The organism is Nocardioides sp. (genome assembly GCF_036274455.1).
GTDB lineage: Bacteria > Actinomycetota > Actinomycetes > Propionibacteriales > Nocardioidaceae > Nocardioides.
In genome coordinates this window covers 1-16,936 of sequence record NZ_DASUFR010000035.1, presented here as the reverse complement: position 1 = coordinate 16,936, position 16,936 = coordinate 1, and the positions used below count along the sequence as shown (strand labels likewise).

Below are 16,936 nucleotides of genomic sequence, written 5' to 3'. Positions count from 1 at the left end.
AGGACCCCGGCAAGGATCCACAGCAAGGACCCGACGAGACCACGGAGGATCCGCATCTCGTTCACCTCCCTCTCTGCGAGGTCGGTACCCATTGATGGGTTGTCCGTGCCTCGGGGTTCGTCGATGCGGGTGCGCCGGCGGTGGCGGCGCCGCCTGTGCATGAAGGTCCGGCGCCACGGGTACCCGCCGAACGGAAGGTGCTCGTCCGGGGACTGTCGCCGTTGGAGGCGACCGTGGGTGCTTAGGGAGAAACCGTCGATCGACGGTCACAGGCATTGAGAGGGAGCAGCATGTCCGCAGCAGCCAGGATCGGGCTCGGGGTGGCCGCAGGCTACCTCCTGGGCCGCACCAAGAAGATGCGCTTGGCCATCACCCTCGGCAGCATGCTCGCCGGTCAACGGGTGGCCACCAACCCCGTCGGTCTGCTCAAGCAGGCCGGCCAGCTCGCCGAGAAGAACCCGCAGCTGGCCGAGCTCCAGCAGCGCGTCACCGGCGAGCTCTTCGACGCCGCTCGCAGCGCGGCCATCTCGACGGCCACGTCACGGCTCCAGTCCGCCAACAAGGCGCTCCTCTCCCGAGGGAGCGACCAGGGCGACGAGGACGAGGAGTACGACGACGACTACGACGACGAGTACGACGAGCCCGAGGGTGACGAGCCCGAGAGTGAGGACGAGTACGACGACGAGTACGACGACGAGGACGAGTACGACGAGGCGGACGACGACGACGAGGCGGACGACCAGGCGGACGACGCCGACGAGGCGGACGACCAGGTCGACGAGGACGACGAGACCGAGGACCAGGCCGAGGCCGAGGCCGAGGCCGAGGCCGAGGACGAGGACGAGGACGAGGACGAGGAGGAGTCCCGCTCGAGCTCGCGGCGCCGGCCCCGGCGCCGCGGCGGCTCGACGCGGAAGACGTCGACGTCGAGCTCGTCACGTCGCCGCTCATCCTCGAGAAGCGCGCCGGCCAACAGGTCCGCGGCGAAGAAGTCCGCGGCGAAGAAGGCCCCGGCCAAGAGGACCGCGGCCGAGAAGTCCACCGCCAAGAAGGCGCCGGCAAAGAAGGCAGCGGCCAAGACGACCTCGGCCAGCGCCAGCAAGCGCCCGGCGACCAGGTCGTCCTCGACCCGGAAGTCCACGGCGAAGAAGACCGCAGCCAAGAAGGCGCCGGCCAAGAAGACCGCCGCCAAGAGGGCTCCGGCCAAGAAGACCACCGCGAAGAAGGCGCCGGCCACGAAGACCGCCGCCAAGAAGACCGCCGCCAAGAAGACCGCGGCCAAGAAGACCGCGGCCAAGAAGACCTCGGCCAGGAAGGGGTGACCACGATGGACGATCGAGGCAAGTCATCCGAGCTCGACCTCCTCAAGGAGGCGGGACAGCAGCTCGCGCACACCGTGGGTGACCGCGCGCTCTCGAAGGTGAGCGACAGTCTCGGGGGCCTGACCGACCGGCTGACCGATGTCGCCAGCGGCCCCTCGGGGAAGGCAGTGGCGGAGGGAGCCAAGGCCAAGGCCGAGGGCGGCAGCGGGCTGCTCGGCGGTCTCAAGGGCGCCGCATCCGGCGTCAAGGACAAGGTCGTCGACACCGTCACCGGCGGCGGTGGCGGCAAGGGCAAGGGTGGGGACGCCACGTCCTCGACGAACATCATCGAGTCGATCGACGTCGGCGTGCCGCTGTCGGTCGCCTACAACCAGTGGACCGAGTTCGGCGCGTTCCCGAGCTTCATGAAGAAGGTCGAGAACGTCGAGGCGCAGGAGGACGAGAAGCTCACGTTCAAGGCCCAGATCTTCCTGAGCCACCGGACCTGGGAGGCCACGGTCCTCGAGCAGGTGCCGGACGAGCGGATCGTGTGGCGCTCCAAGGGCGAGAAGGGGCACGTCGACGGCGCGGTGACCTTCCACGAGCTGGCGCCGAACCTCACCCGGATCCTGATCGTGCTCGAGTACTACCCGCAGGGGTTCTTCGAGAAGACCGGCAACCTGTGGCGGGCGCAGGGGCGCCGGGCCAAGGCCGAGCTCAAGCACTTCCGGCGGCACGTGATGACGCGGACCGTGCTCGATCCGGACGAGGTCGAGGGGTGGCGCGGTGTCATCCACGACGGCGAGGTCGTGGAGACGCACGAGGAGCACGTCGAGCGTGAGGAGCAGGAGCGCGACGACCAGGCCGACGACCAGGCCGAAGACCAGGCCGAAGACCAGGCCGATGACGAGGCGACCGAGGAGGACGACGCCGACGAGGCTGAGGACTTCGAGGACGACGAGGAGTCCGGCGAGGACGAGGCCGAGGACGACGACGAGCCCGAGGACGAGTACGACGAGGACGAGCCCGAGGACGAGGCCGACGAGGAGTACGACGAGTCCGATGAGGAGCCCGAGGACGAGCCAGAGGACGAGCCCGAGGACGAGTACGACGAGGAAGAGCCCGAGGACGAAGAGGACGAGTACGAGGACGACTACGAGGACGAAGACACACGGCGTGCCAGCTGACCCGTCCCGCCCACCTGGAAGGAAGAGCCCATGACCGTACAGACCTCGTCGCGCCGAAGCGGCGGAGGCTATCTCGAGCGGCCGGCCCCCAGTGGCCTCGCCGACGTCGTCGAGACGATCCTCGACAAGGGCATCGTCATCGACGCCTACGTCCGGGTGTCGCTGGTCGGCATCGAGCTGCTGACCGTGGACGCGCGCATCGTGATCGCCAGCGTGGACACCTACCTGCGCTTCGCCGAGGCGACCAACCGGCTCGACCTCTACGAGAAGGGCGGGAAGGACCTCACCGAGGCGATCGGCGACCTCCAGGAGACCGGCGCGGCCAAGAAGGTCGGCGGCGCGGTCAAGGGGGTCAAGAAGGCCATCACCGGCGGAGACGACGAGGACGACGATGAGGACGAGAACGAGCGTCCGCGCCGCCGCTCGTCCTCGCGCTCCTCCTCGCGCAGGCGGGAGAGCTCGCGTGGCTGAGGCGGCCGTCCTGCCCGACGTCGGCCTGTACTTCTACGGCGTGGTGCCCGCCGGCACCGACGTCGCGGGGCTGCACGGTCTCGACGACGTCGAGGTCGAGGCGGTCGAGCACGGCGGGCTCTCGGCCGTGGTCAGCAAGCTGTCGCTGGACCGTCCGCCGGGGCGCTCCGCCGAGCTGGTGGCCCACGCCCGGGTGGTCGACGCCCTGGCGGCGGTCACCGACGTGGTGCCCGCGCAGTTCGGCTCGGCGCTGGACAACGACCTCACCGAGGTAGCCGGCTTCCTGGACGACGAGGGTGACCGGTTCCGGAGCGCGCTGAACAGGCTCGGCGGCAAGGTGCAGCTGAACCTGCGCGCGTCGTACGAGCCCGACCAGGTGCTGGCCGAGCTCGTCCGGCAGGACCCGCTCGTCGCGGAGCTGCGGTCGCGCACGCGGGAGCTGCCCGCCGGCCTGCCGCACCCCGACCTGGTCCGGCTGGGTGAGGCGGTCTCCCGGGGGCTGACGCTCAAGCGGGTGGAGGACGCCGAGTCGCTGCTCGACGTCGTCCTGCCACACGTGTCCGAGCACGTCCAGCGCCCCGGTGGTGAGTACGACGTCCTCGACGCCGCGCTGCTCGTCGAGCGGAGCGCCACGACCGCTCTCGAGCAGGCACTCGAGGACCTTGCCGAGGTGGTGCACGAGCGCATCCGGATGCGCCTGGTCGGGCCGGTGGCGCCCTACGACTTCGTGGAGGACTTGACGTGGGCCTGATCACCGGGCTGGTGACGCTGCCACTCGCGCCGTTGCGCGGGGTGGTCGCGGTGGCCGAGCAGATCCAGCGCCAGGCCGAGGAGGAGTTCTTCGACCCGGTGCGGATCCGCGAGCAGCTGGCCGAGGTGGCCCGGCGCCGTGACGATGGTGAGCTGACCCCGGAGGAGGCCACCGCGTGGGAGGACGAGCTGGTCGAACGGCTCGTCGAGGGCCAGGCCCGCGCACGAGAGGACGCACGAGGGAAGCAGCCATGAACACCGACAACTCCACCCGCAAGCGCAAGCCTGCTGCGAAGACGAGCTCCCAGCCGCAGCTCTCCCCGGTGAAGGTGGCCAGCAAGGCCGCCGAGCAGCTCGTCGAGCTGCTGGGGCGCGAACCCGAGGGGGTCACCGGCCTCGAGAAGACCGACGACGGCTGGGCGGTCCAGGTCGAGGTGCTCGAGCTGCGGCGGGTGCCGGCCACCACCGACGTCCTCGCGACCTACGAGGTCAACACCGATCGGCGTGGCGCGCTGATCGGCTATCGGCGGCTGCGCCGCTACGCCCGCGGAGCCAGCGACGATGACTGAGCGCGCGGTGTCCCCCGTCCGGGGCGTCGGGGCACCGGACCGGCCGGCGTACGGCCCGGCACCGTCCAACCTGGCCGACGTGCTCGAGCGGGTCCTGGACAAGGGCATCGTGATCGCCGGCGACATCCAGGTGAACCTGCTCGACATCGAGCTGCTCACCGTGAAGATCCGGCTGCTCGTGGTGTCGGTGGACAAGGCGGCCGAGCTCGGCATCGACTGGTGGCGGACCGACCCCATGCTGTCCAGCGAGGCGCGCGACAAGGAGCTGGCGGCCGAGAACGAGCAGCTCCGCGCCAGGCTTCGTGAGCTCGATTCGGCACCCTCGGAGAACGGTCAGTGAGTGGGACCGGCCGCTACCTGTTCGCCGTGGCCCGGGACCTCCGGGTCGCGGAGCTGACGGGCACCCAGGGCTTCCACGGGACCCCGATCGACGTGGTCGAGCGGGACGGCCTGTCCGCGGTCGTCTGCGACGTCGACCTCGGCGAGTTCGGCGAGGAGCCCCTCACGAGGAACCTCGAGGACCTGACCTGGGTCGAGCGTGTCGCCCGCACGCACAACGACGTGGTCTGGCGGGTGGCCGCGGCCGCCACGTGTGCGCCGCTGCGGCTCGTGACGGTGTGCGCGGACGACGACAGCGTGCGCGCCAAGGTGGACTCACTGCGGACCGAGCTCGAAAACGTGCTCGACCGGATCGAGGGACGGCAGGAGTGGAGCGTCAAGGTGCTGGTGCCCCAGGGTGCCGCGGTCGAGGCGGAGCCCGCCGCCACGCCGACCTCGGGGACCGACTACCTGCGGCGCAAGCGCGAGGCGGCCGAGCGTCGTCGTGACCTCAGCGACGAGGCAGTACGCGCGGCGCGCGAGGTCCACGACGTCGGCCACGCCCACGCGGTGGCATCCAGGCAGCTGGCCCCGCAGGACCCGCGGCTGACCGGGCGGACCGAGACGATGATCCTCAATGCCGCCTACCTCGTCGAGGCCGGCGAGCACGAGGTGTTCACGACCGCACTGCGGGCCGCGGCCGAGCAGCACCCGTCGGTGACGGTTGAGGTCGAGGGCCCCTGGCCGGCGTACTCGTTCGCGGTGCTGGGATGAGCGACCTCGACCTGCGGGCGACCTCCTCCACCGGGCTGCCGGCCACCGGCGCGGCCCAGGTGTCGCTCGTCGACATCTTGGACCGACTGCTCGGGACGGGCGTGGTGCTGGCGGGTGATGTGACGATCTCGCTGGCCGGCGTCGACCTCGTCGACATCCGGCTCAACGCCCTGATCACGAGTGTGCGCGCCGACATGAGGCGGCAGGGATGGGGCGCGCCGTGACCGACGACGCCCGCGGACGGCTCCGCCAGCGCATCGACAGCGACCCCGACTCGGTGGCCCGTGACCTGTTCAAGCTGGTGCTCTCGATCATCGAGCTGGTCCGCCAGCTGATGGAGGCGCAGGCCCTGCGCCGCGTGGACCAGGGCGACCTCAGCGACGACCAGGTCGAGGCCCTCGGCCTGGGGCTGCAGCGGCTGGAGGAGGCGATGGAGGAGCTCAAGTCCCGCTACGGGCTGACCACCGCCGACCTCAACCTCGACCTCGGACCGCTGGGAACCCTGCTGTCCGACAACCCGTGATATCGACCAGACCCAGGAGGATCGACATGACCGAAGCCAATGACATCGCCCGCGCCGAGCTCGTCGCGACCCTGATGCAGAAGGTGCAGGAGGACCGCTACCCGTCCACGACGATGCTGGACCTGATCGAGAAGCTGCTGACGCCGGACGAGATGCCGGCCTACGTCCTCGCGCTGCAGGACAAGCTGCGCTCGGAGACCTACCCGAGCATGCCGATGCTGATGCGGCTGGCGGAGCTCGTGGCCCCCTGACTTGGTGACCCTCGCTCGCCGGTTGTCGTGTACGGCTGGCGCGGTTTGGGCACGGGATGGGTGGGAGAGACACGCACCTCGGCCGCCCGAGAACCGATCTCGGACGGGGAAGACAAGCGCCGAGGGCCACCTGTGGGAGGGAAAGGATGCTCGAGCTCAAGAGCCGGTGGGACAGCGCCACCGACCGAGGGAAGTGGGCCGCACGCGGCGCGACGTTCGTGGCGAAGCTCAAGGCCACCAAGGCGGTGTGGTTACCGCCCGATGCCGGCGAGATCGGCGACAAGGCGTCCACGTCGGCCACGAAGACGGCCAAGGGGGCGACGAAGAAGTCGACCAGTGCCGCCAAGAAGTCCACCGGCGCCGGCAGGAAGTCGACCAGCGCCGCCAAGAAGTCGACCAGCAGCTCCAAGAAGGCGACCAGCACCGCCAAGAAGTCGGCCTGACCGGTTCAGCCCGAGCCGTTCAGGTCACGCCAGTCACGACGCGTCGTGACTGGCGTGGTAGCGCGTCTCCTCGTCCCAGTAGATGACGTGGTCGGCAAGCGAGTCCCGCATCGCGTGGAGGTTGTCGAAGGCCATCAGCGCCGGGTTGTCGTCGTCGAGCCACTGCACGACCACCCGCCCGTTGCCGAACTCCACGCCCTGGGCCGTCACCACCGAGAGCAGCGGCATGCCTTCACCCACCGGCCGCTCGAAGTGGAAGGAACGCATCCTGATCGCCATTTTCGGCTCCTGGTTCGTGAGGACGACGTCCGGTGGCAAGGTCACCTGACGGGCGATTTCTTGCGCCGATCATCGCACCGCGACACCGTCGAACCGTGGAGGCGACACGATGAGTCGGCGGGCCGGTCACTGCCCCAGCACGCCGAAGGCCTGCGCGTGGCAGTCGTTGCTCGCAGACCGGTGCACGCTCCCGACGGAGGCGAGAACAAACGCCCGGCGAGCCTTGCATCTGGACGAAGAACGACTCGCCGCCCGCGGCGGCCGGATGGTCCTGCTGAGCCGGGTCAGACCGCCTCGGCGTACCAGACCTCGTGGATGCTGCGGCGCATCATGGCCCGCTGCCGGGCCTGGATGAAGACGCCGGCGCAGGCGAGCACCAGGAGCAGGAGGTACCAGCCGACGCTGTCCGAGACGGTGTCGGTGAAGTCGCCGTGGGTGAACTCGGCGGAGTTCAGCGAGCCGACCAGGAGCATGAGCCCGCCGACGACACCGACGGCACCCGCGATGGAGCTCAGGACGACCAGCACGATCATCGGCATGTTCGCCACGACGCACGCGATGCCGATGACCACGCCGACGGCGAGGCCGACGAGCACGGCCACCCAGCTCCAGTCGATCCCGAGCGCGACCACGAGCCCCGAGCCGAGGGTGAAGCCGAATGCGGCCATCGCGAGGATGACGGCGACGTAGAAGTAGAGGTAGGCGAAGAGCGCGAAGATCAGGGCGAACGCCAGTCCGAGGACCCAGCCGAGCACCGTCCCGAGGAAGCGCTCGTCCGCGAGGTCGGCGACGAGCCCGGCGCCGAACGCGAACCCGGCGAAGAAGCCCCAGATGGGCAGCATGAGCCGCAGCACGAACTGGCCTGCGAGGAGCATGGCGGCCCCGGCGAGGATCGCGAGGAGCCCGAACAGGATGTCGGCCATGGTGGCAATGTAGGGCTCCCGGACCCTCTGCTCGGGGACGCTGGGACCGACGCTCCCGGAGCGTCAGTAGTCGTAGCCGCCGTTGCCGGACGACGGTGACGTGGTCGGGCTGGCCGATCCGGCCGGCGCCGCGCCCGTCGGACGGGCCGCGTGCCAGGTGAAGTCGACGCCGTCGAAGCTGTCCTCCTCGCCGTCGCCGTTGACCTGTCCGGCGCTGCGGTCGAAGGAGAACGTGTAGAGCGGCTGGCCGTCGAAGGCCACCTGGGTGGAGCCGTCGGGACGTTCGACGGTGCTGACGTCACCCTTCAGCGAGGCGGGCGCCGTCGGGGTCTGTCCGGCCGAGACCGTGAGCGGCAACCAGATGTCCGTGCAGCTGCTGCTCTTGCACAGCACCTGCTGCTTCTCCTGGTCGCTCATGTAGAGCGTCTGCCCGTCCGAGTTGGTCAGCACCTTGCCGCCGTCAGCGTCGCTGAGCGACACCGTCGTGGCCTGCGCGCCGGAGTCGCCTCCGGAGCCGGACGACGAGCCTCCGCTCGCAGTGCCGCAGCCGGCCAGCGTGAGGACGGCGATCGAGACCGCGGGCAGTGCGCCGCGTCGGAGCAGCGATCGCAGCGGGGTGGTGGTGGGCATGGTTCCTCCTGTGTGGCGTGTCGGACGGCGGCTGTGGGTGGTCAGGTGTCGGGTGGTCAGGTGTTGTGAGCGGGGACCGGCAGGTGCACGAGCACCTGCCCCTGGTCGGTCACGACCTCGAGCTCGCTGAGCTGGTCGCGTGGGATCGCCGTCTGGCCGGAGACGACCGCCTTGCCGTCGGGGTCGGCCACCCAGGTGGCCGCGACCTCGCGCTGGCCGTCACGCGACCGGGCGACGAGCGAGCACCACCCGTTCGGGTAGGCGCCGGTGAGCGTGAGCCGCAGCCCGGTGCCCGACTCGTGCGTCGACATCGCGACGGCCGCGGTGACGTGTGTCGCCGGGTCCACCGCGCGTACGACGGCCGCGCCCGCCGGTGGCGCGGGACTCCGGTCGAGCGCGAGGCCCGCGCCCAGTGCGACCGAGGCGGCGAGCGCCACCGAGGCGACCGCCGTCACGACGCGGCGACGACGTCGCGGTGGGGTTGTGTCCTCCTGCGTCAGCTGCACGACCTCCGCGGGGTCCAGCAGGGCCAGCCACGACACCGTGGCGGCCAGGCTGCTCAGCTCGGCCTGGCAGACGGGGCACCCCTCCAGGTGTCGCTCCAGGAGGTCGGACTCGTCCGGCTCGAGCGCGTCGAGGACATAGGCGCCGAGGTCGGTCTCCATCGTGCACCTCACAGGCCGGTCACCCCTCTCTCTTGCAGGGCCAGGCGCAGTGCCCGGAGCCCGTAATAGAGCCGCGACCGGACGGTGCCGGGCGGCAGCCCGCGGGCCGCGGCGATCTGGGCCGCCGTCATGCCCCGGAAGTAGGCGTCGTGGAGCACCGAACGGTGCTCGTGGCTCAACGTGCGCAGGGCATCGGTGAGGAGGATCGTGTCGAGCGTCCGGTCGAGGTCGTCGTCCGCCGCCGGCTCTGCCTGCTCCGGCGGGACCTCCTTCGGACGGGCGTTGCGCGCCCGGTAGCTGTCGATGACCAGGTGGCGGGCGGTGGTGAACAGCCATCTCCGCCTGGCCCGGTCCGGCACCGTGCCCGCCCGTCGCCACGCGCGGAGCATGGTCTCCTGGACGATGTCCTCGGCCAGGTGGCGGTCACCGTGCAGCATCCGCTGGACGTACGCCGTCAACGCGGCGGCGTGCTCGTCGTAGAGGGCACGGGGCTGCTCGGGGCCCCAGCCCACCCGAGACTCGCTCATACCTTCTAGAGACGTGGGGAGGCCCGGATTTGCTCATGCGCCCGGTGGCATTCGTGGCAGCCACACGGTTGGGTGGTGAGTGAGCCTCGTCGCACGGGATCCGGAAAAGAACTCCTTGGGGCCGGCGAGGCGATGTCGAGAACCGCCGTCCGGCTCCGCTCACCAGGTGAAGGGCCGCGAACGACGCAGCCCACGACGATGGAGACCACGATGCCGAAGTACCTGCTCCTCAAGCACTACCGCGGCGGCCCGGAGCCGGTCCGCGACGTTCCCCCGATGGACCAGTGGGCCCCCGAGGACGTGGAGGCGCACATGGCGTTCCTGCAGCACGTCACCGACCTGCTGCAGAAGAACGGCGAGTACGTCGAGGCCCGGGCGCTCACCCCGAGCCGCTCCTGGGTGCGCTACGGCGGCCCGGATGCCGCGCCGGTCACGACCGACGGTCCGCTGCCCGAGACCAGCGACCTGGTCGCGGGCTGGTGGATGATCGACGTCGACTCCTATGAGCGTGCGGTCGAGCTCGCGGCGTACGTCTCCTCCGAGCCGGGCCCCGAGGGGAAGCCGCTCTATGAGTGGATCGACATCCGCGAGGTCATGTCCGAGGCTGCGTCGGAGGACTGACCGGAGTGGACGACGAGCCGCCGGGCCGGCTGGACGAGGGCGCGCTCCGCGCTCTCGTCCCGCAGGTGCTCGCGGGGCTGCTGCGCCGGGGCGAGGACTTCGACGCCGCCGAGGACGCCCTGCAGGAGGCGCTGGTCGAGGCCCTCCGCGTCTGGCCCGACAGCCCGCCCCGCAACCCGCGGGGCTGGCTGACCACCGTGGCGACCCGACGGCTCGTCGACGCCCGCCGGAGCGAGGCGGCCCGGCGCCGCCGGGAGGAGACGGCGCAGGCCGAGCCGGCCCCGGTCGCCACGGAGGAGGGCGACGACACGCTCCTCCTTCTGTTCTGCTGCGCCCACCCCGATCTGTCCCCGGCCTCGCAGGTGGCGCTGACGCTGCGAGCCGTGGGCGGTCTCACCACGCGGGAGATCGCGGATGCGTTCTACGTCCCCGAGGCGACCATGGCGCAGCGGATCAGCCGGGCCAAGCACACCCTGCGCGGGCGCCCGCTCGACCAGCCCGGCGACCTCGCCGTGGTGCTGCGGGTGCTCTACCTCGTCTACACCGCCGGCCACGTGGGGCGGGTCGACCTGGCCGGCGAGGCGATCCGGCTCACCCGCCAGCTCAACCTCGCCACCGACGAGCCGGAGGCGCGCGGGCTGCTCGCGCTGATGCTCCTCAACCACGCCCGGCTGCCGGCGCGGCTCGACGCCGACGGCCGGATCGTCACCCTCGACCTGCAGGACCGCAGCCTGTGGGACACGCGCGAGATCGCCGAGGGCGTGCGGGTCCTCCAGTCGGCGCTCGCCGCCCAGACCGACGAACGCCGGCCCGGCCGCTACCAGATCCAGGCCGCGATCGCCGCCCTGCACGACGACGCGGCGAGCGCCGCGGAGACCGACTGGCCCCAGATCCTCGCGTGGTACGACGACCTCGTCGCGCTGACCGCGGACCCCGTCCGCCAGGACCCCGCGGCCGTGCTGGCCCGCGCGGTCTCGGTCGGCCACGCCCTCGGCGCGGACGCCGGGCTTCGCGAGACCGACCGCCTGCGCGAGGTGATCGGGGGCCAGTACAAGTGGCACGCCGCGCGCGGCTACCTCCACGAGCTCGGCGGGGACCTGCTGGCAGCGGCGGAGTCGTACGCCGAGGCGGCCCGGCTGACCTCCAACGTCGCCGAGCTCGACCACCTGGTCCGTCAGGCGGCGCGGGCGCGAGCCGGAGCCCGCCGCCGGTAGTAGGCGTACGTGACGAGCAGCAGCAAGGGGCCCCACAGGATGGCCGGCGTGTAGCAGGCCACGACCAGGGCGTGCCAGCCGCGGCCGTGGACCTCCTGGAGCCGTCCGGTGAACACCCCGTGCAGGGCGAACGCCCAGATCGCGGTGAGCACGAGCCCGCCGGCGGTGGCCGCGACGACGACCGGGGCGGGTGGGACGCGGCGACCACCCAGCCACGGGACCCAGGCGGGCACGACCTCGCCCCACGGGCGCACCAGCCCCAGCGAGAGCAGCGCCAGCGCCTCGGTGAGCAGGGTGAGGAGGACGACCATCACCGTCCCGCGGCCCGGGAACCCCTGCGCGTCCAGCGTCGCGCGGCTGAACCCCATCGAGACGCCGCAGCCGAGCATGATCCGCCACAGGCCCGACGGCAGCAGGACGAGCGGGATCAGGTGGGCCGCGACCACGGCCAGGCGCTCCGGATTGTCGTACGACGGGATGCTCATGCCTCGACGCTCGCTCGCGAGCGCCGTCCCGGACATCGCGCTGGGGTATGACGCCGTCATCCTCGAGGCTGACCGCAAACCTAGGATGTCGTGGTGGACACGGTTCTCGGGTGGTCCGCGGCCGGCGGCTGGCTCCATCGGCACCCTCGGTGGGCCGATGCGGGCTACGCGTCTGTCGTGGCGGCCCTGCTGCTGCCGGTCACGGCCCGCACGATCTGGGGCAGCTCGTGGCGGCCGGCGCTGCAGGTGGCCGCCGTGGCCGGCGTGGTCGTGGCGCACGCTGCCCTCGCCGTGCGCCGCACGGCCCCACGTGCGACGTTCGGGATCGCCGGTGCCTTCGTCCTGGGCCTGGCCCTCCTGCCGCCGATCGACCCGGGACCGGGGCAGTCCGGTCCCTTCTCGGCGGTCTTCGTGCCCAGCGTGCTGGTCTTCCCGGTGGCGCTCTACACCGTCGCGGCCTGGTGCTCGCGTCGGGTCTCGCTGCTTGCACTGGTGGTGTCGTCGGCCGGTGGAGTGGTGGTCGCCGCCCGGCTGTGGGGTGCGGACTACCTCACCGTCGCACAGCCGGGCGTGGCCACCAGCGACGACCCGGTGCGCAGCTGGTGGCTCTTCCTCGTGCTGGGCGTGGCCGCGATGGTGCTGCTGCCCTGGTGGGCCGGCCGCTACCGGCGGCTGCGGCTGCTCTACGTCGCCGAGCTGGAGGAACGGGCCCGGCGCGACGACGCCGAGCGGGCGGCCGAGGCCGGACGCGCGGTGGCCGAGGAACGCCGCCGGATCGCCCGGGAGATGCACGACGTGGTCGCACACTCGCTGTCGGTCCTGGTGACCCAGGCCGAGGGCGGCCGCCTGATGGCGGCCAAGGATCCCGCCGCGAGCGTCCGCGTCCTGGACACGGTCGCGCGGACCGGCCGCGAGGCGATGCAGGACATGGCCGGAGTGCTCCAGGTCCTGGACGCGCCGGCGGAGGCGAGCGGGGGTCCCGAGCGGCCGCAGCCCGGGCTGGCCGAGCTCCCGGACCTCGTCGACCAGGTCCGGCGATCGGGGCTCCCGGTGCGGTACGAGGAGCACGGCGCTCCCGGCCGACTGAGTGGCACCGCCGAGCTCGCCGCCTACCGCGTCACGCAGGAGGCGCTCACCAACGTGCTCAAGCACGCGGGATCGCGGGTGCCGACCGAGGTGGTGCTGACCTGGCGGGACGGGTGGCTCGAGGTCAGCGTCGAGAATCGTCTCGACGGATCGGACGGCTGCGGCGCCGGGGCGGGACTGGGGCTGCGCGGCATGGAGGAGCGCCTGTCCGCGCTGGGCGGCTCGCTGCAGGTGGCGGCCACGGCCCGCAGGTTCGCGGTGCTCGCTCGGGTCCCGACCGTCGCCCCGGCCGGAGGAGGCCCCTCGTGACCATCCGGGTCTTCCTCGCCGACGACCAGGCCCTCGTTCGCGACGGGCTGGCGATGATCGTCTCCGCCCAGGACGACCTGGTCGTCGTCGGAGAGGCCGGCGACGGTGCCGCCGCCGTCGACGGCGTACGCCGTACCTCACCCGACGTCGTCCTCATGGACGTCCGGATGCCGGTGCTGGACGGCATCGGCGCCACCGAGCGGATCCTCTCCTACCCGGCGCCACCGAGGGTGCTGATGCTCACCACGTTCGACGTCGACGAGCACGCGTTCGCCGCCTTGCGGGCGGGTGCCAACGGGTTCCTGCTCAAGAGCGCCAGGGGCGAGGAGGTGGTCGCCGCGATCCGCAGCGTGCACCGCGGCGATGCCGTGATCGCGCCCGGCCTCACCCGCCGACTGCTGGACCAGGTCGACCTCCCCGGTCCGCGCGTCGTGCCCCCGGCGGTGCGTCGCCTCACCGACCGGGAGCGCGAGGTCATGGTCGAGGTCGCCACGGGCGCGTCCAACGCCGAGATCGCGGCCCGCCTTTTCCTGTCCGAGGCGACGGTGAAGACCCACGTCGGCCGCGTGCTGGACAAGCTCGGGCTGCGCGACCGGGTGCAGGTCGTCGTGCTCGCCTACGAGGCCGGGCTCGTGCGCCCGCAGCGCTGATCCAGGCTGACTGGGTGTGTCCCTCTCCGGCTGCACTCACAGGTAGCCGAGCTCCGGATCCTGATGCCGACCCGCGTCACTCCGCCCACTAGGACGCAACCCGTCTCCCTCGCCAGAGCCCTGCTCTTCACGTTGCAAGGACGAAGTCCTCTATCAGTGCCGCCACACGATCCGGGTGCCCCAGCTGGGGGACGTGCCCGGCGGGTAGTACCTCGAGGCGCGCGTTCGGGATCTCGGCCGCGACGGTGCGGGCGCGCACAAGGGGTACGACGGGATCGCGATCGCCCCAGATCAGCAGTGTGGGCACGGCCAGGCCGCGAAGATCTTCGCTGCTGAGCCGCATGCCGGTTCGGAAGCCGTTGGCGGTGATCAACGCACGCAGCTCAGCCACGTTGGCTTCGGCAGCGATCGGGTCCCTGGCGCCGGCAACCAGGCTGTCGAGCAGGTCAGGGTGCTGCACGATGGTCTCCGCCTCGCCCACTGAAGCCATCATCTTGAGCAGCATCCGACGTCCGGGCTTCACTGCCCGAGTCATGAGGTCACCGACTCCCGGCGTAGCAACGAGCCTCAGCGGGAGCGGCACGCGACCGCCCGGCAGGGTGGGGACCGAGCCCAGCATGACGAGGCCACGGACCCGCTCTGGGTGGGCCAGGGCGTACCAGGTGGCCCAGATGCCACCGCCCGACGCACCGACGAGGTACGCGGCATCGAGCTCAAGGGCGTCCAGCACGTCGCCGACGAAGCCGACGGAGAACTCGCGGAACTCTTCCCACCTGAAGGAGTCTGGATCGCTGAGACCGCGGCCGGGTCGGTCGACGAGGTAGGAGCGGGTGCTGCGAGTCCGACCCAGAAGCATCAGGTGGGAGAGGGACGAGGTGTTGGTGCCATGTAGGTGGACGACGGGTGGTCCCTCACCGGCCGCCACGACATGGACGAGACGACCTGACGGGCGGGCGATGAACTGTGCGTGCGCGTCGACGGCGCCCAACATCCGGCGGTACGACTCTTCGATCGCGCGGGTGTGCCGTGGCGCCGGCGTGGCATTCGGGAGAGCGGCCATTGACTCACGATCCGTCCGGCGGACGGGGTCGCATAGTTCTGCATTCGAACCGCCGGTGGGAGACTCGGATCGTGAGCGCGCGGGAGGTCCCGGGCTACTGCTCTTTCACCAAGGCCATCGAACACCTCGGCGACCGGTGGAGCCTGCTCATCGTGCGCCAGCTCGGCGTATTCGGACCGCTGGGCTTCAACGAGCTGACGCGTTCGCTGCCCGGCAGGATCTCGCGGTCGGTGCTCATCGAACGGCTCCGACGACTGGAGACGCTGGGACTGGTCTCGCGGGACGAGTCCATCGGCTATCGCCTGACGACGGTAGGTACCGGCCTCATGCCAGTGCTCTACGCCCTGCGCGGCTGGGCCGAGACGTGGCTCCCCGACGACCCGGCCATGATGGAGCGCGATCCCGACGTCGTACTCGGGTGGTTGGCCCAGCGCGTGTCCAAGAAGCACCTACCGACCGAACCGGTGGTCCTGGAGTTCTGGCCCTACGAGCACGATCGGCACTACTGGCTGGTGCTGCAGGAGAACCTCGACCCGTACGGGTGTCTGGTCGACCCGCTACTCGACACCGGCCGCTATGTGTACGTGCAGTGCGCGCTTCCGACGCTGCTGGCGTTGGCACGCGGCCGGCAACGGTGGTCAGACGCGTGCGCCGACGGGTCGCTGACCGCTACCGGCGAGATCGGTCTGTGCCGCCGAATGACCGAATGGTTCGCCCCAATCACCGCCTCGATGGCGTCAGCGGCCGACTGACTCAGAGATCTTTCCGCACGCTCACCCCTCGTGGCGCTTCCTCCCGCCGTGTCAGCCGCCCGCCGGACCGATGTGCCAGCTGGCGCGTTCGCCCTGAAACCTCGGATGTGGTATCCCGTCCGGGCAGCCGCAGTGGCGACGAGGAGGCCGCTAGCGCCGGGCATATGCTCACCTGCAGGAGCTTCAGGTGCCGCGCCCATCAGAATCCGACCGCGTCCGTCGCCGCATGGACCGCAAGTCAGGCTATTTCTGCGAGCGATGGACCCTCCGCAACAGCCGGGAATGGGTCTGTCAACAGGCAACCGGACGCACCTTGGAGATGGGTTTCGGCACCGGACTCAACCTTCGTTGGTATCCGCGCGACATCCGGCTGGTCGCCGTGGACCCCGACCCGCAGCGGCTCGAGGTCTCGGGGGATCGCGCTCGCTCACTGGACCGAGCGGTCCAGGTCGCTCTCGCGGACGCTTACCGGCTCCCGTTCCGCTCTGACACGTTTGACACCGTGGTTTGCACCTTGATGATCTGCGATGTGGAGGACCGCGCAGACACGCTGGCCGAGACCTACCGCGTGATCCGGCCCGGCGGTTCGCTACTCCTGCTCGATCATCTCGAGCCGAGGTGGCGGCACGGACGACCGGCGACGTTGGGCCGGCGAGTCGGTTTCGCGTTGGCGGAGCGTCAGCGGTTGTGGGGTGGGTATTTCGAACGGGTGAGGCTGCAGAAGCCGGCAACCTGAGGCACCCATAGAGCCGGATCCGATCGCCCGCTTCTTCAAGGTCGAGGTCCACTCGCCCCCGACCCGCGTCACATCGCCGCCTGTCGGACATCCGGATCAGCCGAAAGTCGGGCGTTTGCCCCAGGACGTCATACGGACGGAGTCACTCATAAGCGGCGCGACGTATGACGTTCTGGAGCTCTGCGCGGATCTGCCGCGACAAGGGAGTCAGAGGCTGCAAGGGTCCCCGGTGGCTCTCTCCTTCGAGGGTCACATCGCAGGTAGTGACCGTGGACCACCTGACCCAGGTGGCCGGCTCGATAAGTCGGTGTACGCGGTCATTCGGATCGACACGAGAAGTCCGGGACGTCCACGCCGAGCTTCACTCCGTACCGCGTGGGCGGATCGGAGGGGAACCAGCGCGCCCACTCCT

The 16,936-nt window shown here is 70.9% G+C and carries 25 protein-coding genes; 18 read left to right on the top strand and 7 right to left on the bottom strand.

The annotated features are described in order from the left end of the window. The first annotated feature begins 290 nt into the window (after nucleotides 1-290). The 12 genes from VFV89_RS03460 to VFV89_RS03405 all read left to right on the top strand — a co-directional run bounded on the left by VFV89_RS03460 (nucleotide 291) and on the right by VFV89_RS03405 (nucleotide 6,587). Nucleotides 291-1,322, top strand: coding sequence for a histone H1-like repetitive region-containing protein (locus VFV89_RS03460; RefSeq protein ID WP_329704505.1), 1,032 nt, complete (start codon nucleotides 291-293; stop codon nucleotides 1,320-1,322). 5 nt (nucleotides 1,323-1,327) lie between these two features. After that, complete coding sequence (locus VFV89_RS03455; RefSeq protein WP_329704504.1) at nucleotides 1,328-2,488, top strand: SRPBCC family protein; 1,161 nt, start codon at nucleotides 1,328-1,330, stop codon at nucleotides 2,486-2,488. Nucleotides 2,489-2,518: 30 nt separating this feature from the next. Then, nucleotides 2,519-2,959 carry a gas vesicle protein GvpJ gene (gene gvpJ, locus VFV89_RS03450; protein ID WP_329704503.1) on the top strand — a complete coding sequence of 147 codons (441 nt, stop codon included), beginning with the start codon at nucleotides 2,519-2,521 and terminating at the stop codon, nucleotides 2,957-2,959. Further along, nucleotides 2,952-3,710 (top strand): GvpL/GvpF family gas vesicle protein, encoded by a 759-nt coding sequence (locus VFV89_RS03445; RefSeq protein ID WP_329704502.1) that lies wholly within the window; start codon nucleotides 2,952-2,954, stop codon nucleotides 3,708-3,710. The genes gvpJ and VFV89_RS03445 overlap by 8 nt, the downstream gene beginning before the upstream one ends. Beyond that, on the top strand, nucleotides 3,701-3,964 hold the full coding sequence (locus VFV89_RS03440; protein ID WP_329704501.1) for a gas vesicle protein GvpG: 264 nt from the start codon (nucleotides 3,701-3,703) through the stop codon (nucleotides 3,962-3,964). Before VFV89_RS03445 ends, VFV89_RS03440 begins: the two co-directional genes overlap by 10 nt. Next, on the top strand, nucleotides 3,961-4,278 hold the full coding sequence (locus tag VFV89_RS03435) for a gas vesicle protein (protein WP_329704500.1): 318 nt from the start codon (nucleotides 3,961-3,963) through the stop codon (nucleotides 4,276-4,278). Before VFV89_RS03440 ends, VFV89_RS03435 begins: the two co-directional genes overlap by 4 nt. Continuing rightward, complete coding sequence (locus tag VFV89_RS03430) at nucleotides 4,271-4,618, top strand: gas vesicle protein (RefSeq protein ID WP_329704499.1); 348 nt, start codon at nucleotides 4,271-4,273, stop codon at nucleotides 4,616-4,618. Before VFV89_RS03435 ends, VFV89_RS03430 begins: the two co-directional genes overlap by 8 nt. Continuing rightward, entirely contained in the window at nucleotides 4,615-5,370 is a 756-nt protein-coding gene (locus VFV89_RS03425) for a GvpL/GvpF family gas vesicle protein (protein WP_329704498.1), read from the top strand. The genes VFV89_RS03430 and VFV89_RS03425 overlap by 4 nt, the downstream gene beginning before the upstream one ends. Beyond that, entirely contained in the window at nucleotides 5,367-5,594 is a 228-nt protein-coding gene (locus VFV89_RS03420) for a gas vesicle protein (protein ID WP_329704497.1), read from the top strand. Before VFV89_RS03425 ends, VFV89_RS03420 begins: the two co-directional genes overlap by 4 nt. Continuing rightward, nucleotides 5,591-5,893 (top strand): gas vesicle protein K, encoded by a 303-nt coding sequence (locus VFV89_RS03415; RefSeq protein ID WP_329704496.1) that lies wholly within the window; start codon nucleotides 5,591-5,593, stop codon nucleotides 5,891-5,893. The genes VFV89_RS03420 and VFV89_RS03415 overlap by 4 nt, the downstream gene beginning before the upstream one ends. A 26-nt stretch (nucleotides 5,894-5,919) precedes the next feature. Next, entirely contained in the window at nucleotides 5,920-6,144 is a 225-nt protein-coding gene (locus VFV89_RS03410; RefSeq protein ID WP_329704495.1) for a hypothetical protein, read from the top strand. Nucleotides 6,145-6,290: 146 nt separating this feature from the next. Beyond that, nucleotides 6,291-6,587, top strand: coding sequence for a hypothetical protein (locus VFV89_RS03405; RefSeq protein ID WP_329704494.1), 297 nt, complete (start codon nucleotides 6,291-6,293; stop codon nucleotides 6,585-6,587). 33 nt (nucleotides 6,588-6,620) lie between these two features. On the opposite strand, the gene VFV89_RS03400 is transcribed toward VFV89_RS03405, so the two are convergent. The 5 genes from VFV89_RS03400 to VFV89_RS03380 form a co-directional block, all read right to left on the bottom strand. Next, nucleotides 6,621-6,866 (bottom strand): hypothetical protein, encoded by a 246-nt coding sequence (locus VFV89_RS03400; RefSeq protein ID WP_329704493.1) that lies wholly within the window; start codon nucleotides 6,864-6,866, stop codon nucleotides 6,621-6,623. Nucleotides 6,867-7,150: 284 nt separating this feature from the next. Beyond that, entirely contained in the window at nucleotides 7,151-7,789 is a 639-nt protein-coding gene (locus VFV89_RS03395) for a hypothetical protein (protein ID WP_329704492.1), read from the bottom strand. A gap of 63 nt (nucleotides 7,790-7,852) precedes the next feature. After that, a complete protein-coding gene (locus VFV89_RS03390; RefSeq protein ID WP_329704491.1) occupies nucleotides 7,853-8,419 on the bottom strand; it encodes a hypothetical protein in 567 nt (188 codons plus the stop codon). A 56-nt stretch (nucleotides 8,420-8,475) separates the two neighbouring features. Beyond that, nucleotides 8,476-9,084, bottom strand: a complete 609-nt coding sequence (locus tag VFV89_RS03385; protein WP_329704490.1) for a zf-HC2 domain-containing protein — start codon at nucleotides 9,082-9,084, stop codon at nucleotides 8,476-8,478. 8 nt (nucleotides 9,085-9,092) lie between these two features. Next, on the bottom strand, nucleotides 9,093-9,611 hold the full coding sequence (locus VFV89_RS03380) for a sigma-70 family RNA polymerase sigma factor (RefSeq protein WP_329704489.1): 519 nt from the start codon (nucleotides 9,609-9,611) through the stop codon (nucleotides 9,093-9,095). Between the two features lie 198 nt (nucleotides 9,612-9,809). Here VFV89_RS03380 and VFV89_RS03375 point away from each other — a divergent pair, with 198 nt between their 5' ends. Together VFV89_RS03375 and VFV89_RS03370 are read left to right on the top strand one after the other, a co-directional pair. Further along, nucleotides 9,810-10,232, top strand: coding sequence for a YciI family protein (locus VFV89_RS03375; protein WP_329704488.1), 423 nt, complete (start codon nucleotides 9,810-9,812; stop codon nucleotides 10,230-10,232). A gap of 5 nt (nucleotides 10,233-10,237) precedes the next feature. Further along, nucleotides 10,238-11,446, top strand: a complete 1,209-nt coding sequence (locus tag VFV89_RS03370) for an RNA polymerase sigma factor (protein WP_329704487.1) — start codon at nucleotides 10,238-10,240, stop codon at nucleotides 11,444-11,446. Here VFV89_RS03370 and VFV89_RS03365 read toward each other — a convergent pair. Beyond that, the gene (locus VFV89_RS03365) at nucleotides 11,407-11,931 is read right to left on the bottom strand and encodes a hypothetical protein (RefSeq protein ID WP_329704486.1); all 525 of its coding nucleotides are present in this window, start codon (nucleotides 11,929-11,931) and stop codon (nucleotides 11,407-11,409) included. The two genes, VFV89_RS03370 and VFV89_RS03365, sit on opposite strands and share 40 nt — an antisense overlap. Before the next feature lie 93 nt (nucleotides 11,932-12,024). Here VFV89_RS03365 and VFV89_RS03360 point away from each other — a divergent pair, with 93 nt between their 5' ends. Beyond that, on the top strand, nucleotides 12,025-13,326 hold the full coding sequence (locus VFV89_RS03360) for a sensor histidine kinase (RefSeq protein WP_329704485.1): 1,302 nt from the start codon (nucleotides 12,025-12,027) through the stop codon (nucleotides 13,324-13,326). Continuing rightward, a complete protein-coding gene (locus tag VFV89_RS03355) occupies nucleotides 13,323-13,976 on the top strand; it encodes a response regulator transcription factor (RefSeq protein WP_329704484.1) in 654 nt (217 codons plus the stop codon). The genes VFV89_RS03360 and VFV89_RS03355 overlap by 4 nt, the downstream gene beginning before the upstream one ends. Before the next feature lie 127 nt (nucleotides 13,977-14,103). On the opposite strand, the gene VFV89_RS03350 is transcribed toward VFV89_RS03355, so the two are convergent. Further along, nucleotides 14,104-14,967, bottom strand: coding sequence for an alpha/beta hydrolase (locus VFV89_RS03350; RefSeq protein WP_329704506.1), 864 nt, complete (start codon nucleotides 14,965-14,967; stop codon nucleotides 14,104-14,106). Between the two features lie 140 nt (nucleotides 14,968-15,107). On the opposite strand from VFV89_RS03350, the gene VFV89_RS03345 reads away from it, so the two are divergent. Together VFV89_RS03345 and VFV89_RS03340 are read left to right on the top strand one after the other, a co-directional pair. Beyond that, nucleotides 15,108-15,788 carry a helix-turn-helix domain-containing protein gene (locus VFV89_RS03345; protein ID WP_329704483.1) on the top strand — a complete coding sequence of 227 codons (681 nt, stop codon included), beginning with the start codon at nucleotides 15,108-15,110 and terminating at the stop codon, nucleotides 15,786-15,788. Nucleotides 15,789-16,014: 226 nt separating this feature from the next. Continuing rightward, nucleotides 16,015-16,524, top strand: coding sequence for a class I SAM-dependent methyltransferase (locus VFV89_RS03340; protein ID WP_329704482.1), 510 nt, complete (start codon nucleotides 16,015-16,017; stop codon nucleotides 16,522-16,524). Nucleotides 16,525-16,936 lie beyond the last annotated feature (412 nt).